Below are 13,718 nucleotides of genomic sequence, written 5' to 3'. Positions count from 1 at the left end.
AGGATGAATGCAATCAGAATGCGGCTTCATAGTCTTTTTGAGGAAAAACTGCCTGGAAATCAATCAGCGAACGGACAGGAGGTGTCCGCATAAAGCCGGAGTTAACATCCGTTTGCCTCAAATCCGGAGAGCATCGCTTCCGCCATCACCCATAGAGCCCGGTTAAGCTTCACATCACCGTCGATACCGCGCACGGCACGGGTATGCGTTCGTCCGCCTTTCGCACTCCGTCCACTGAGCCCGCCCTTAATCAGGTTCTCCTGAATACGCTGGTATGTGGTCCACAGATCATTGCTCTCATCCTGCCAGCGGCGTGGTGTTAAAGATCAACGCGGGATATTGAAATATTCCGCGGCAGCAGCAGGGATTGCCGCAGCGGGATTAATACTTATTTATATTAGCTATCTGTCGATGGGGGCGCATAGTCCTGTGGCCGCAGCGACAAACGGGCTTGAGATCATCAGCCATTATGTGGCGACAGTATTTGGCGCATATGGCCGGAACCTGCTGGCGGTAATTATTACCCTGGCGTGTCTGGTGACATCGATTGGGCTAACCACAGGTACCGCGCGCTATTTTAGCCATGCGACGGGTTTATCCTACGGCATGCTGGTGGCCAGTACCCTTATCGCCTCGGCGGCGATATCCGTGCTGGGATTAAACTCCCTTATTGCGTTCGCGGTGCCGGTCCTCTGTGCCATCTATCCCGCGGCGTTAGTGGTGGTGCTGCTGGGTATTGTCCGCAAGTGGGTTTCAATCTCCGACAACGTATACCGGGTGATTTTCTACAGTGCTTTAGTGCTTGGCGTGTTTAGCCTGTTCGCGAAAAGCTGAAAGGGGATAACGGCGGGAATGTCTGACAGGAACGGCTGAGTAGAGTAAGGAGACAAAAAAGCCCGCAGGGCTCATGCCGTGCGGGCTTCCGTCATCTCCCCAACGCCTGAAGAAGGGCGAGGCGACAAAACTGTTACACCTGCCCAACCGCCTCTCTGGCAAACGCCGCCTTCAGCAGCCCCTCCAGCTTCTCCTGATCCTGGGCAAACAGGCGAATACCTTCTGCGAGCTTGTCCACCGCCATAGGATCCTGATTATGTAGCCAGTTAAACTCCGACTCCGAGAGCGGTGAAGGGGCTTCCTGGGCAATCACCGGCGGCTTCAGCATCGTTGGCAGCTCGCCATCGCGCGTTGCCAGCTCGTCGAGCAGCACCGGGGAAATGGTTAAACGGTCGCAGCCTGCCAGCGCCAGCACTTGTTCCACCTTACGGAAGCTGGCCCCCATAATGACCGTCGGGTAACGATGCTGCTTGTAATAGTCATAGATCCGACGGACAGAGACCACTCCCGGGTCTTGCTGGGGATCGTCGCTGGTCAGTAGGTTGCGGTCGCGATACCAGTCGTAAATACGCCCGACAAACGGGGAAATCAGCCACACGCCCGCTTCGGCGCATGCACGGGCCTGTGCGAAGGAGAAGAGCAGCGTCAGGTTACAGTGGATCCCCTCGAGCTCCAGCTCTTCCGCCGCCTTGATGCCCTGCCAGGTAGAGGCAAGCTTAATCAGCACGCGGGAACGGTCAACACCCTGATGCTCGTACAGGCGAATAAGCTTGCGCGCTTTCGCCACGCACAGCCCCCGGTCGTAGGAGAGACGGGCATCCACCTCGGTGGAGACTTTGCCGGGAACCTGACTTAGCAGTGCCACGCCGATGTTCACTGCCAGATGATCGCTGGCATTGATCAACTGTGTTTCCTGCGAGCCGCCCTGCTGGCGGGCCAGCGAGACGGCTTGCTCGATCAGTGGCTGGTAGATCGGCTGCGCTGCTGCTTTCAAAATCAACGACGGATTGGTGGTGGCATCTTCAGGGTGATGCTCGCGGATAGCGTTCATGTCACCGCTATCCGCCACCACCGTTGTCACTGCTTTAAGTTTCTCTAACAGAGTCATCGCGGCAAACCCTTATCACTGTGCGTTGTGGGTGTGAACCTTGTTTTCGTAGTAGGCGATACGCTCAACTTTTGACGCCGAACGGCCCGCTTCAAATTCTGCATCCAGCCAGCTGTCGACGATGGTTAATGCCAGCTCGCTGCCGATAACGCGGGCACCGAGAGTCATTATCTGCGCGTTGTTGCTCTTGCGGGCGCGGGAGGCGGAGTAGACATCATGACACTGGGCAGCGCGGATCCCCGGCACTTTATTGGCGACGATCGCCATCCCGATCCCGGTGCCGCACAGCAGTATCCCGCGTTCAAATTGCCCCTCGCGAATAGACGAGGCGAGGTTAAAGGCGATGTCCGGGTACATTTGATCGTTGCCGGCAACGTCGTGGCTGAAGTCCACGACCTCGATCCCTTTTTCCTGCAGATAGGTTTTCACCTGATTTTTCAGAGTGGTAGCCGCATCATCGGCTCCGATAGCAACTTTTAACATGGTTTTTCCTCGCAGATGAGTGCATAGCGTTGTGGTGATGAACTAAAGATCACATAATGTTCTTATGTTCATTTATTATTAGCCTGGTGAAGGCGAATAAAAAAGGACCTAGTGGGAAAGATGCATGACTATTGCCGAAATTATGAGAGAGCTCACAGTTTCGTCGGGGCTGCATTTGTTTTGTACCATTGAACTGGTAGTGTTCATTTGATGGCCGTAGAGCGGTCGTAAACAGGCTGGTCATTCGGGGGGAATATGAGTGGAAATGTGATTGTCGGTATTAGCCATAAGGCCTACTTTGGCTATCAGCAAACGCAGCAATGGTGCGAGGCGGTGGCAGCTATGCTCCGACAGCCAGCTCTGGCCCGTGCGCCGGTTGAGCTGTTTACCTTCCCCGCGATGCCCACCCTGCCTGTTGCGCTGTGTGCCTTTGCCGATACCCGCATGGCCACCGGGGCGCAGAACGTCTGCGAAGCGCCTGCCGGTGCCTGGACCGGGGAAACCAGCGCCAGCCTGCTACAGGAGATGGGCTGCCGGTACGTGGAAATCGGTCACGCCGAGCGCCGCCGTCACTTTGGCGAAACGGTCGCGGTGATTAACCGTAAAATTGACATGGCTTTCGCCAACGGGCTGACGCCGGTTATCTGTATTGGCGAAGAGCAGCGGATGAGCGCCAGCGAAGCGGCTGCCTTTGCTCTGGAGCAGGCGCAGGCGTTGCTTGCACACCGCCCGCTACCGCTGGCGTCGCTGATTTTTGCCTGGGAGCCGCAGTGGGCCATCGGCGCGGCGGAGCCCGCTAGCGATAACTTTATTCGCTACGTCTGCCGCACGCTGCGCGATGCGCTGCATCAGCGCTTTGGCCAGCAGTGCCGGGTTATCTACGGCGGTAGCGCCGGGCCGGGTCTGCTCACTCGACTGTGGCCGGACGCCGACGGTATTTTCCTTGGTCGCTTTTCCCATCAGCCGCAGGCGGTAGCCACTATTCTGGATGAAGCGCTCGCGCTGACAGCACGTGTGCGCGGTTAAAAATGTGTTTCTGATATACTGACCGACACTAACCTATAGCTCTGGAGAATCATATCGCATGGATAAACCCACTGTGTCGCAGGAGTACGAGTTACTTACCGAAATCGCGGTTGCTTACTATTGTGATGAAGTGACGCAGGAGGAGATTGCGAATAAGTTTGGTTTTTCCCGCATCAAGGTCGGGCGGCTACTGAAGCGGGCGAAGGAGGAAGGGATCGTTGAAATCAACGTGCGCTACCACCCTATCTTCAGCACCCAACTGGAAAAGCAACTGACCGAACGTTTTCCCGTCAGCCGGGCGCTTATCGCCCTTGACTATGCCGATGAGAGTGAGCAGCGTCGTCAGGTGGCCTCGCTGGTCTCAAGCTATCTCAATAACGTGCTTAAAGATAACGTGACGCTGGCGGTTGGGCAGGGGCGCAACGTGGCGGCAGTGGCCGAAAACTCGGGTGCGATCTCACCGCGTGACTGCCGTTTTATCTGCGGCATTGGCGGTACACATCGACCTGGGGACGTGATTAACGCCGACCATATTAGCCGTTTGCTGGCTCGCAAGTTTGGTGGCAGCAGCGAGTCGTTATACGCACCAGCCTACGTGGAAAACCCGCAGCTGAGAGATCTGCTGCTGCAAAACGGTACCATCAAAGATACCCTCGATCGGGCGCGGAAAGCGGATATTGCGCTGGTGGGTATTGGCGATATGAATGAAGATAGCTACATGGTGAAGCTGGGCTGGTTTACCCCGCAGGAGATCAGTAATGCTGGTCTGCATCAGGGCGTGATTGGCGACATTGCGGGCTATGACTTCTTCAACGCCCGCGGTGAGCATGTGAATACGGTGATGGATAACCGGGTGATTGGCCTGAACATTGATGAGCTACGGCAGATCCCCTGCGTCATTGCGATTGCCTCGGAGAACACCAAGGCGATGGCGATTATGGGCGCACTGCGTACCGGGGCGATTGATATTATCGCCACCAGCGCCCGAAACATTCGTACGGTATTAAGCCTCAGCCAGTAGGGGCCGCGCGGTTTGCTCGTCGGTAATTAATCCGCTGAGCAGGCCGCTTGCCAGCACCGCCTTCGTTGCCGCCACTTTACTCTGACCGCCCACCAGCGCGACGATATTTTCCCGACGACGCGCATCAAGGGTTACCGCCAGGGTTCTCGCCGTCAGGCTGTTGGTGATGCGCTGCCCACGAGCGTCAAAGAAGTGACCCAGCATCTCACCTATCGCCCCTGCGGCGGATATGTCGTTAATCTCCTGCACCGCAATCAGCCCGGCTTCCACCAGTTGCGCCGCCGGTTCGACTGTGCCGATACCCACCAGTTTTACCGTACTGCCCGCTGCCATACTGAAGACTTCACTTACGCCGCGCTGGGAGAGCAGGACTTCGCGGTCTTCCACGGTATTGGCAAAGAAAGGCACCGGCATCATATAGGCCTGCGCCCCGGTTTTTTCGGCAATACGGTGCATGACATCGTGCGGATTCAGCGCGTAGTTGCGTGTCAGACAGCCCAGCAGCGAAACAAAGCGGGCATGGGAGGCGTCAAGGTGCGGAAGCTGATGGATGGCGGCGGAAAGCGTGCGGCCGTGGCCAATGCCGATGGTGATATCCGGATTATTGCTCAACAGGTTGCGCAGGTACTCCGCTCCGGCGAGGCCCAGCGCGCGCAACGGCAGTCCCTCTTCGGCAAGGTCCGGGGTGACGCGGCAAAAATTCAGGCCGAAGCGCGCGCAGAGGCGCGACTCCAGCTCCACGCAGGCAACAATATCGCCATCGATGGTGACTTTTACTGCCCCTTCCGCCACGGCGCGGGCAATCAGGCGGTGGGTTTTCACGGAGGGCAGGCCAAGACGTTTGGCGACGGCGGCCTGGGTCAGGCCGCCTACGTAGTGGAGCCAGGCGGCACGCAGGCCGAGCGACTCCTCGCTGTCGGGAACGAGAGGTTTTTTCATGCGTTAATCTTTTGGCATCTGCAAGCTATGGATTTGCACCACCGCCCGGGCAGCCTCCTGGCCTTTTTTCACGAAGTGATCGGTATAGAAACCAATGTGCTCTGCCGTCGGCTGGAAGTGGTGCGGCGTCAACGAAATGGAGTACATCGGTACCTCAGTGGCAAGTTGGGCCTGCATCAGACCGCTGACCACCGCCTGGGCAACAAAATCATGGCGGTAGATGCCGCCGTCAACCACCAGCGCGGCGCAGACGATGGCATCATAGCGGCCACTTTTTGCCAGACGCTGGGCCAGCAGGGGCATCTCAAACGCACCGGGCACGTCCAAGCTTTGCACATCGCAGCTGACGTGCTGGCTCTCCATTTCCTGCTGAAAACCGACCAGCGCCTGCGACACGATATCGCTGTGCCAGTTGGCTTTAATAAAGGCGACCTTTAATGAAGACATATCTCACTCCTGTGATCTGGCCCGAGCCAGCAACGTTAAATGTTCAGGTCCTGCACGCCGGTGTCGATATGCGGTGCCCAGAAGGCGACGCTCTCAGCGATACCGGCAACGGCCTGGCTGTCGGTCGGCTCGCGCTCTTTAAAGCTCAGCTCCAGACAGATTTCATTGTTCTCTGCACCGCCGCGCGCGAAGGCGCTCAGCAGCGGTTCCGGCTGGATCCGACCGTGGGTATTATACGGTAATGTAAATGGCCGATGTCCGCCTTTGTCCGCCATGCTCTGTTTTATATGAATAATCGGCGAGTAGCGGGGCACCGCTTTGGCCCATGCGTAGGGGTCATAATCCCGCGGATCGGCGGAGGTGACATCGCCATGGTCAATATCTGCCATCATCCACATCGGCAGCGCCATCGGCTCCGCGCTAAGCCGTTTTTGCAGCGCCAGACAGGCGGGAATGGTTTCGCCAAACTCACGCCCGACGCTCATCGGCTCCCAGAACAGATACTTCAGCCCGGCTGACTTCGCGTGCTCGGCCACCTCCGCCCAGCACTCAATGGCGATAGCTATCAGCGCGTCGCGGCGGGCGAGATCCTGATAATCTCGCAGGGTAAAAATGGCGAACTGCGAGCCCACCGAATCACCACCCAGTTCGGCGGTGATATCGGCAAAGGTTTTAAACCAGTCGATATAGTAGCGGCGCACGCTGGCGTCCGGATGACCAAAGTGGTTAAGGCGACCGTACGGGCCGGTCATCCCGGAGGTGACGCGCACCCCGGTCTCCTGCAGCGCTTTTTTCATTCGTCGGGTCATCTGGTTGATGGTCGCTGCCGGCCAGCCCGGATTGATAAACTCATGCGTCAGCTGCACGTCGCGGATGCGAATGCGCTGGGCGATGGTCTGAATCAGCTCCTCAGGTTCGGCAAAGCGATTCACCAGCGGATTGGTATTGAGCGAAAGGGTGAGTGCCATCGTCGTCTCCTTAGCTGGCCTGGGCGCACGGCTGAACGGTGAAGGTGTCGGTGAACCAGTCGCTGAACGCCTGTTGCTGGGCATCGCTCAGGTGCAGGCGATGCTTGGTGCGACGCCAGAGTACGTCTTCCGGCTGCTGGGCCCACTCTTTTTCAACCAGATAGCGCACTTCGACTTCATACAGCAGGCCGCCAAAATGACGACCCAAATCGGCCACCTGCTTCGCGCCCCCCAGCACCTGGGGCAGACGCGCGCCGTACAGCCGGGCGTAGTGTTTGCGCAGCGGCGTGGGCAGCCAGGCATACTGCTCTTTCAGGGTTTGCAGATAGGACTCAAAGTCGGCCCCGGGAATTTCACCACCAGGCAGCGGGGCGCTGCGCGTCCAGTCTGCGCCCATTTGCGGGAAGAACGGTCCGAGTTTTTGTAACGCGTGTTCGGCAAGCTTACGGAAGGTGGTGATTTTACCGCCAAAGACGTGCAGCAGCGGAAGTTGCTGCTGGTCATCCAGCTCAAACACGTAATCCCGCGTGACCGCCGACGGGTTGCCTTTGCCATCGTCAAACAGTGGGCGAACGCCGGAGAAACGGGTAATCACGTCAGCGGCGGTCAGCTTCACTTTGAAGTAGCGGTTAACCGCATCAATCAGATATTGTTGCTCGCGGTTGTCCGCCTCGACGGAGTCGGCATCGCCTTCCCACGGAATATCCGTGGTGCCGATAAGCGCTTTATCGCCTTCGTACGGGTTGATAAAAATCACGCGCTTGTCGTGGTTTTGCATCAGGTAGGCCTGCTGACCCTCCCAGAATTTTGGCACGATCAGGTGTGAGCCTTTTACCAGGCGCACGCTGCGTTTGCTGTGGGAGCGGGTCACATCATTGATGATGTCCAGCACCCACGGGCCGGAGGCATTCACCAGCGCTTTTGCCCGTACCCGGTGCTGTTCGCCGGTCTGCGTATTTTGCAGGGTAATTTCCCAGGCACCGGCTTTACGCTCGGCGGCCACGCAGCGGGTGCGGGTCAGAATGGTGGCGCCGCGCTCGGCGGCGTCCACGGCATTCAGGGTGACCAGGCGCGCATCGTCAACCCAGCAGTCTGAGTACTCAAAGCCTTTATGGAAGCTATCGAGGATCGGCGCGCCTTCCGGATCACGCAGCAGATCCAGCGTACGGGTGCCAGGCAGTTTTTTGCGCCCGCCAAGGTGGTCATAGAGGAACAGCCCCAGGCGAATAAACCACGCCGGGCGATCGCTCGGGTTATGCGGCAGCACGAAGCGCATCGGCCAGATGATATGCGGCGCGGCGTTGAGCAGGATTTCACGCTCAATCAGCGCCTCGCGCACCAGCCGAAACTCGTAATACTCGAGATAGCGTAACCCGCCATGTACCAGCTTCCCGGAACGGGAGGAGGTCCCCTCGGCGAGGTCGTCTTTTTCACACATCATCACCGACAGACCGCGTCCGGTCGCATCGCGAGCGATCCCCGCGCCATTAATGCCGCCGCCGATAATAAACAGATCCACGATTTTTTTGCTCATGACAGACTCCATTAACCCAATTAAAGGCCTGCATCAGGCTGGTGTAAGGTGTGCCACACGGAAGGTAGCTCGCTGCGAAGATGCTGGTAAGTGCCAAAGAGATGCTGGTAGCGCGCGACGAGTTCAGGCGGCGGCGCTTCCGGCGTATCCAGTAACGGCTTGACCCAGGTTTCCACACAGCGGGCCATTGACGGATAAGCCCCAATGGCGACGGCCGCCATCATTGCGGCCCCTGCGGCACCGGTCTCCTCGCGGCTGTTGCTGCGTACCGGTACGCCGACGCAGGCAGAGAGGATCTGCCGCAGCTGTGGCGAACGAATGGCTCCGCCGGTGAGGCGAAGCTCGGCGGGCATCGCCCCACCCATCGCCTGATAGCAGTCGCGGGCGGCAAAGCCGATCCCTTCAATAACGGCGCGCACCATGTCGCCAAAGCCATGACGGTAGCTCAGGCCAACAAAGCTGGCGCGGGCTTCGGCGTTGACGAACGGCCCGCGTTCGCCCGCTTCGGAGATATAGGGGTGATAGAGCAGCGCGCCGGGTTTGGCCTCGCTGAGCCAGCGGTCGATGTGCTGCACCAGTCGGGCATGATCGACCTCGCAGCCGAAGCTGTTCAACAGGTCGCTGGCGACATGCAGCAGCCAGTCGAGGTTGAGCGTCGAGGCCATGTTGGTCTGCACCTGGGTGACGTAGCCTGGCCACGGCAGGGGGATGACGTACCCGGTCTGCTCATCGTTCAGCCAGACGCTTTCCGTAGGGACGGCGCGCAGATGCACACCCGTAGAGCCCACCACCGAACAGGCGGTATTGGCCTCGCCGGTGTGGACACCGGCACCCAGCGCGGTCATGACCATGTCGACGTAGCCCAGACTGACCGGGGTGCCGGCTCTCAGCCCGGTCAGTGCGGCCGCTTCAGCGGTGAGGGGATGCGTGGTTTCGACGCCGTCGACGATGTCAGGCAGCAGGTGGCGGCGGTGCTCCAGCCCCAGGGCGGCAATGACGTTGTCGTCATAGCGCCGGGTGCGGAAGTTGCCAAAGGTAAAGCTGGCTTCCGAAGGGTCGGTCGCGCGCACGCCGGTCAGATTCAGGTACAGCCAGTCTTTGCAGTGCAGGGCAACTTCGCTGCCGTTGAGCAATTCCGGGTGATAGCGATCCATGTGCGCCATCTGTGCGCTCTGCTGGCAGGTGTTCAGACCGGTACCCGTCGCTTCAAAGCGCATCCGCGACAGGGGCGAGCGGGAGAGCGATTCGACGGTGCGAGCCGCGCGCGCGTCGAGCCAGATCCAGGCATCAGAGACCGGGCGGTTCCCGGCCCCGACCAGCCAGGTGCCGTCGCCCTGGGCGGTGACGGCAATCGCCACCACACGGGCGGCAAGATTATCGACGCGCTCGGCGAGCTTACGAATAGCGGCAACGGCATCCTGCCAGGTCTGGCTCATTGACTGCAGCGCCGCGCCGTGGCCCTCGCTGCGAGAGTAGCGGTTGCGCGCCGATGCACATCCGAGCTGCTGGCCTTCCAGATCGAACGCCACCGCTTTGACCACGGAAGTGCCTGAGTCCAGACCGAGAATAATATCGCGGTTATCCATGGGTGCCTCCGTTGGCCGGGTGTGGGCCTCGCGTGAGAAGAGTGAATGTGTTCATAACCCCATCACCGAAATGTTAATTGGATGTAAGTGTTTTGATAAATACAGTCATACATCATCTATCACAGAGTTAACATAGTGGCTGTATTATTTTTCTTTAAATGGAATAAATTTCATTCCGGAAAGCGAAGACGATCACGATTTTGTCGCCTGGTTCGCAGGATGGGTGGCGTGAAGGGGGTTTTCTGGCGCGGGGTTGTGGTGTGATTGTTATGGTATAGAAATGTTAGATCCAGATCGCGTTCTACACAAAATCCCAAAGACTAAATTGACATTAGTGCAACAAAGGAACAATTCTCATCACATATAGTTATCGTATTTATAACATCAAGACGCAATAAAGCGTCGGTGCTAACTGTCTGTGAGGTCAACATTATGTCCGGTGTTTCCGCACTCTCTACCCTACATTCCTGCCGCCGTATGAGGCGTTATCTGCTGTGTGGCCTGGCCGCAGCGGCAGTGGTGGCGGCCATGGCCATTGATACCAAGGTGGTCAAAATCGGTTCCGGGCAGGATGCACAGGAGCAGGGGTTCTCCGCCAGCACCTACGGTGAGAAAACCTTCCCAGGGATTAAAAGCTACGTCGAATCTCATGCGGTGGAGGCTGTTGAGCTTGCCAACGCGCTGAAGGTCAACCAGCTGGAGGCGGTGAAGAAGTACGCCACCGGCACCACGCTGCCGGTATTGCCGGTTCGCTTCTCCGGCACGGTGGGTGAGGGGAAATCGGGCATCTTTGCGCTTCACGTGGAAGGTCTGCCGGAAGGGATGAAGGCGCGGCTGCAGACCGGCCCGGTCCTCACCGGCACCGAGCTGCGCGACGTGACCGGCAAGATCCAGTTCGGTGACTTCACCAACCAGATTGAGTATCAGAACGCGGGTTCGGCGATTAACCAGGCGCTGAAGGCCTCGTTGCTCGACAAGCTCGACCGTACCGCCCTGTCCGGCAAGCTTGTCGAAGGCGTGGGGGTATTCCGCTTACTCACCCCTAATAACTGGCTGGTGACCCCGGTCAGCCTGGAGGTCAAATGAAGCAGCGTGAATTTCATTCAGCGTTGACCCGCGGAGAAATAATCCTGTCGGCGAAAAACGTCAGCAAGGTGTATGGCTCAACCCATGCGCTGAAGGGGGTGAACTTTGATATTCGCCGTGGCGAAGTCACCACGCTGTTTGGTGAAAACGGGGCGGGTAAATCGACCCTGATGAAGATCCTTTCCGGTGTGATCACCCCGAGCAGCGGCGAGATCCTGCTGAATGGCGAGGTGAAGGTGTTCAACTCCGCTACCGATGCCCGCAACCAGGGGATCTCGATAATCCACCAGGAATTGAACCTCGCGCCGAACATGAACGTGCGCGACAACATCTTTATTGGCCGTGAAATCATGACCTCCAGCGGTGTCGATTTTGCCGAAGAGACGCGAGTAACCCGCCACCTGATGAAGTCGCTGGAAGAGGATATCGATCCGCTGACCCCGGTGGAGAACCTGCGCCTCGGGCAGCAGCAGATCGTCGAGATCGCCCGTGCGCTGTCGGTGAATTCGCAGATCCTGATCATGGATGAACCGACCTCTGCGCTGAGTGCGGCAGAGGTAGAGGTGTTGTTCCAGGTGATCCGCGACCTGACCAGCCAGGGGGTAGCTATCGTTTACATCTCCCACCATCTGGAAGAGGCGCTGGAAATTACCGACCGCGCGGTGGTGCTGCGCGACGGCGTGATGACCGCCTACGCCCGCCGCGATGAAATCGACCTCGACTGGATTGTCCGCAACATGGTGGGGGAAAGCTTTGACCTCGGCGCGCCGCCGTCGGGTTACGACTTTGGTGATACCGCGCTGTCGGTGAAATCGCTGACGGTGAAGGGGAAAGCCGGTATCCGGCTGGTGGATAACCTGTCGCTGGACGTCCGCGCCGGGGAGATCGTCTGCATTTACGGTTTGATGGGCGCGGGTCGTACTGAACTAATGGAGTGTGTGGCGGGTCGGCTGCGCCAGTCGTCCGGGGAGATTCATATTGAAGAGAGCGACGTCTCGGGTTTGAGCATTGCTGAGCGTATTGCCAGCGGCCTGGCGCTGGTGCCGGAAGACCGTCAGCGGGACGGGCTGGTGCAAACCATGACCGTAGGTGAAAACCTGACCCTCGCCAGCATCGGGCGCTTCGTGCGCGGGCTGACGCTTTCCACCCGCAAGGAAAAGGCGCTGATTACCGAGAGCATTCGTAACGTGACGGTGAAAACCGCGGGCGGCGAGGCGGCCATCGGTTCGCTCTCCGGCGGCAATCAGCAAAAGGTGGTGATCGGCAAAATGCTTGCGACGCATCCGAAGGTGATTTTGCTGGATGAGCCGAGCCGCGGCATTGATATCGGCGCTAAGGCTGAAGTATTCCGCCTGCTGGCAGAGAACGCCCGGCAGGGGCTGGCGGTGATCTACTCCACCTCGGAAGTGGGGGAGTGCCTGAGCATCGCGCACCGTATTGTGGTGATGAGCAAAGGCCGCATTTCGGCGGTGTTTGACTCTTCTGTATCCAAAGAACGCATCATGGCGGCCTCCGGCGAGTCCCTGGTGGCATAACGATGAAAATGGGAGCGAAAACCATGACTGACAGAACTCAGCAGCTGGCCGTGCCAGCCCGGGCCGTAAAAAGTCGTACTGGCACCACTAAGAGCATGAGCCTGGCGCGTATTCTGCTTGAGGGGCGTGCGTTCTTTGCCCTGCTGGTGATTATCGCGGTGTTCTCACTGATGTCGCCGAACTACTTCAGCGGCGCGAACTTCCTGACGATGGCCTCGCACGTGGCGATCTTTGGCCTACCGGCTATTGGTATGCTGCTGGTTATCCTTAACGGCGGCATCGATCTTTCCGTGGGTTCAACCCTCGGGCTTGCCGGGGTGTGCGCCGGCTACATGATGCAGGGCATCAATCTGGAAGCGCTGGGCGTGGTGCTCTATCTGCCGGTCTGGGCGGTGGCGATTCTGACGCTGGCGGTGGGTGCGCTGGTGGGGCTGGTCAACGGCGTGCTGATTGCCTGGTGCCGGGTTCCTGCCTTTGTGGCCACGCTTGGCTCGCTGTATGTCGCGCGCGGTATCGCGCTGCTGATGACCAACGGCCTGACCTACAACAAGCTTTCCGGCAGCGACGCCCTGGGCAATACCGGTTTTGACTGGCTGGGCTTCAACCGCATTTTCAATGTCCCGGTCGGGGTGCTGATTCTGGGCGTTACCGCGCTGATTTGCGGCTATCTGTTGAGCCGCACCGCCTTTGGCCGCTGGCTGTATGCCTCCGGCGGGAATGAGCGGGCGGCTGAGCTCTCCGGCGTGCCGGTGAAGCGCGTCAAAATCAGCGTCTATGTGCTCTCCGGGATCTGTGCGGCGATGGCGGGACTGGTGCTCTCATCCCAGCTGACCTCCGCGGGCCCCACGGCGGGCACCACCTACGAACTGACGGCGATTGCCGCAGTGGTGATTGGCGGCGCGGCGCTGACCGGTGGGCGCGGCAACGTGCGCGGTACGTTGCTGGGCGCGTTCGTTATCGGTTTTCTCTCTGATGGCCTGGTGATCATTGGCGTTTCTGCTTACTGGCAGACCGTCTTTACCGGGGCGGTCATCGTGCTTGCCGTACTGCTTAACACTCTGCAGTACGGACGGAGTCGACGTTAATCTATTCCCTGTTTGGGCGGAAGCCAGGTCGTCTCCGTTCCAACGTTAATCCGTAACCTGTACCCC

At 58.8% G+C, this 13,718-nt stretch carries 13 protein-coding genes and 1 pseudogene; 6 read left to right on the top strand and 8 right to left on the bottom strand.

Translation table 11 applies throughout. The features are described from left to right. Window positions 1–101: 101 nt before the first annotated feature. Window positions 102–323 (bottom strand): annotated as a pseudogene (locus tag BH712_RS09825) (DUF932 domain-containing protein); the annotation flags it as partial. Between the two features lie 16 nt (window positions 324–339). On the opposite strand from BH712_RS09825, the gene BH712_RS09820 reads away from it, so the two are divergent. Further along, on the top strand, window positions 340–834 hold the full coding sequence (locus tag BH712_RS09820) for a branched-chain amino acid transport system II carrier protein (RefSeq protein WP_006809992.1): 495 nt from the start codon (window positions 340–342) through the stop codon (window positions 832–834). A 133-nt stretch (window positions 835–967) separates the two neighbouring features. Here BH712_RS09820 and tal read toward each other — a convergent pair whose 3' ends face one another. Together tal and rpiB are read right to left on the bottom strand one after the other, a co-directional pair. Then, the gene (tal, locus tag BH712_RS09815; protein ID WP_001581440.1) at window positions 968–1,942 is read right to left on the bottom strand and encodes a transaldolase; all 975 of its coding nucleotides are present in this window, start codon (window positions 1,940–1,942) and stop codon (window positions 968–970) included. Between the two features lie 15 nt (window positions 1,943–1,957). Beyond that, window positions 1,958–2,425: a ribose 5-phosphate isomerase B gene (rpiB, locus tag BH712_RS09810; RefSeq protein WP_001581441.1), complete on the bottom strand. Its 468-nt coding sequence runs from the start codon at window positions 2,423–2,425 to the stop codon at window positions 1,958–1,960. Window positions 2,426–2,680: 255 nt separating this feature from the next. Here rpiB and BH712_RS09805 point away from each other — a divergent pair, with 255 nt between their 5' ends. Beyond that, a complete protein-coding gene (locus BH712_RS09805; protein WP_001581442.1) occupies window positions 2,681–3,451 on the top strand; it encodes a triose-phosphate isomerase family protein in 771 nt (256 codons plus the stop codon). Between the two features lie 58 nt (window positions 3,452–3,509). Beyond that, window positions 3,510–4,472 carry a sugar-binding transcriptional regulator gene (locus tag BH712_RS09800; RefSeq protein ID WP_001581443.1) on the top strand — a complete coding sequence of 321 codons (963 nt, stop codon included), beginning with the start codon at window positions 3,510–3,512 and terminating at the stop codon, window positions 4,470–4,472. Here BH712_RS09800 and BH712_RS09795 read toward each other — a convergent pair. Genes BH712_RS09795 through BH712_RS09775 form a run of 5 tightly spaced genes read right to left on the bottom strand, consistent with a single transcriptional unit; the run spans window position 4,455 to window position 9,946 of the window. After that, window positions 4,455–5,411, bottom strand: a complete 957-nt coding sequence (locus BH712_RS09795) for a sugar-binding transcriptional regulator (RefSeq protein WP_001581444.1) — start codon at window positions 5,409–5,411, stop codon at window positions 4,455–4,457. The genes BH712_RS09800 and BH712_RS09795 overlap by 18 nt on opposite strands. Before the next feature lie 3 nt (window positions 5,412–5,414). Continuing rightward, on the bottom strand, window positions 5,415–5,858 hold the full coding sequence (locus BH712_RS09790) for a 6,7-dimethyl-8-ribityllumazine synthase (RefSeq protein ID WP_001581446.1): 444 nt from the start codon (window positions 5,856–5,858) through the stop codon (window positions 5,415–5,417). Window positions 5,859–5,893: 35 nt separating this feature from the next. Continuing rightward, the gene (locus BH712_RS09785; RefSeq protein ID WP_001581447.1) at window positions 5,894–6,826 is read right to left on the bottom strand and encodes a sugar phosphate isomerase/epimerase family protein; all 933 of its coding nucleotides are present in this window, start codon (window positions 6,824–6,826) and stop codon (window positions 5,894–5,896) included. Between the two features lie 10 nt (window positions 6,827–6,836). Then, on the bottom strand, window positions 6,837–8,360 hold the full coding sequence (locus BH712_RS09780) for a glycerol-3-phosphate dehydrogenase (RefSeq protein WP_001581448.1): 1,524 nt from the start codon (window positions 8,358–8,360) through the stop codon (window positions 6,837–6,839). 20 nt (window positions 8,361–8,380) lie between these two features. Further along, window positions 8,381–9,946: an FGGY-family carbohydrate kinase gene (locus BH712_RS09775; protein ID WP_006809990.1), complete on the bottom strand. Its 1,566-nt coding sequence runs from the start codon at window positions 9,944–9,946 to the stop codon at window positions 8,381–8,383. A 477-nt stretch (window positions 9,947–10,423) separates the two neighbouring features. Here BH712_RS09775 and BH712_RS09770 point away from each other — a divergent pair, with 477 nt between their 5' ends. The 3 genes from BH712_RS09770 to BH712_RS09760 are packed head-to-tail and all read left to right on the top strand — an operon-like array spanning window position 10,424 to window position 13,652. Next, on the top strand, window positions 10,424–11,032 hold the full coding sequence (locus BH712_RS09770) for a DUF2291 family protein (RefSeq protein WP_006809989.1): 609 nt from the start codon (window positions 10,424–10,426) through the stop codon (window positions 11,030–11,032). Further along, window positions 11,029–12,567: a sugar ABC transporter ATP-binding protein gene (locus BH712_RS09765; RefSeq protein ID WP_001581451.1), complete on the top strand. Its 1,539-nt coding sequence runs from the start codon at window positions 11,029–11,031 to the stop codon at window positions 12,565–12,567. Before BH712_RS09770 ends, BH712_RS09765 begins: the two co-directional genes overlap by 4 nt. 23 nt (window positions 12,568–12,590) lie before the next feature. Continuing rightward, on the top strand, window positions 12,591–13,652 hold the full coding sequence (locus BH712_RS09760; RefSeq protein ID WP_001581452.1) for an ABC transporter permease: 1,062 nt from the start codon (window positions 12,591–12,593) through the stop codon (window positions 13,650–13,652). Window positions 13,653–13,718 lie beyond the last annotated feature (66 nt).

This window comes from Enterobacter hormaechei ATCC 49162, from assembly GCF_001875655.1.
Taxonomy (GTDB): Bacteria; Pseudomonadota; Gammaproteobacteria; order Enterobacterales; family Enterobacteriaceae; genus Enterobacter; species Enterobacter hormaechei.
The sequence above is the reverse complement of the archived record's forward strand: the minus strand, read 5'-3'. Positions and strand labels throughout refer to the sequence as shown.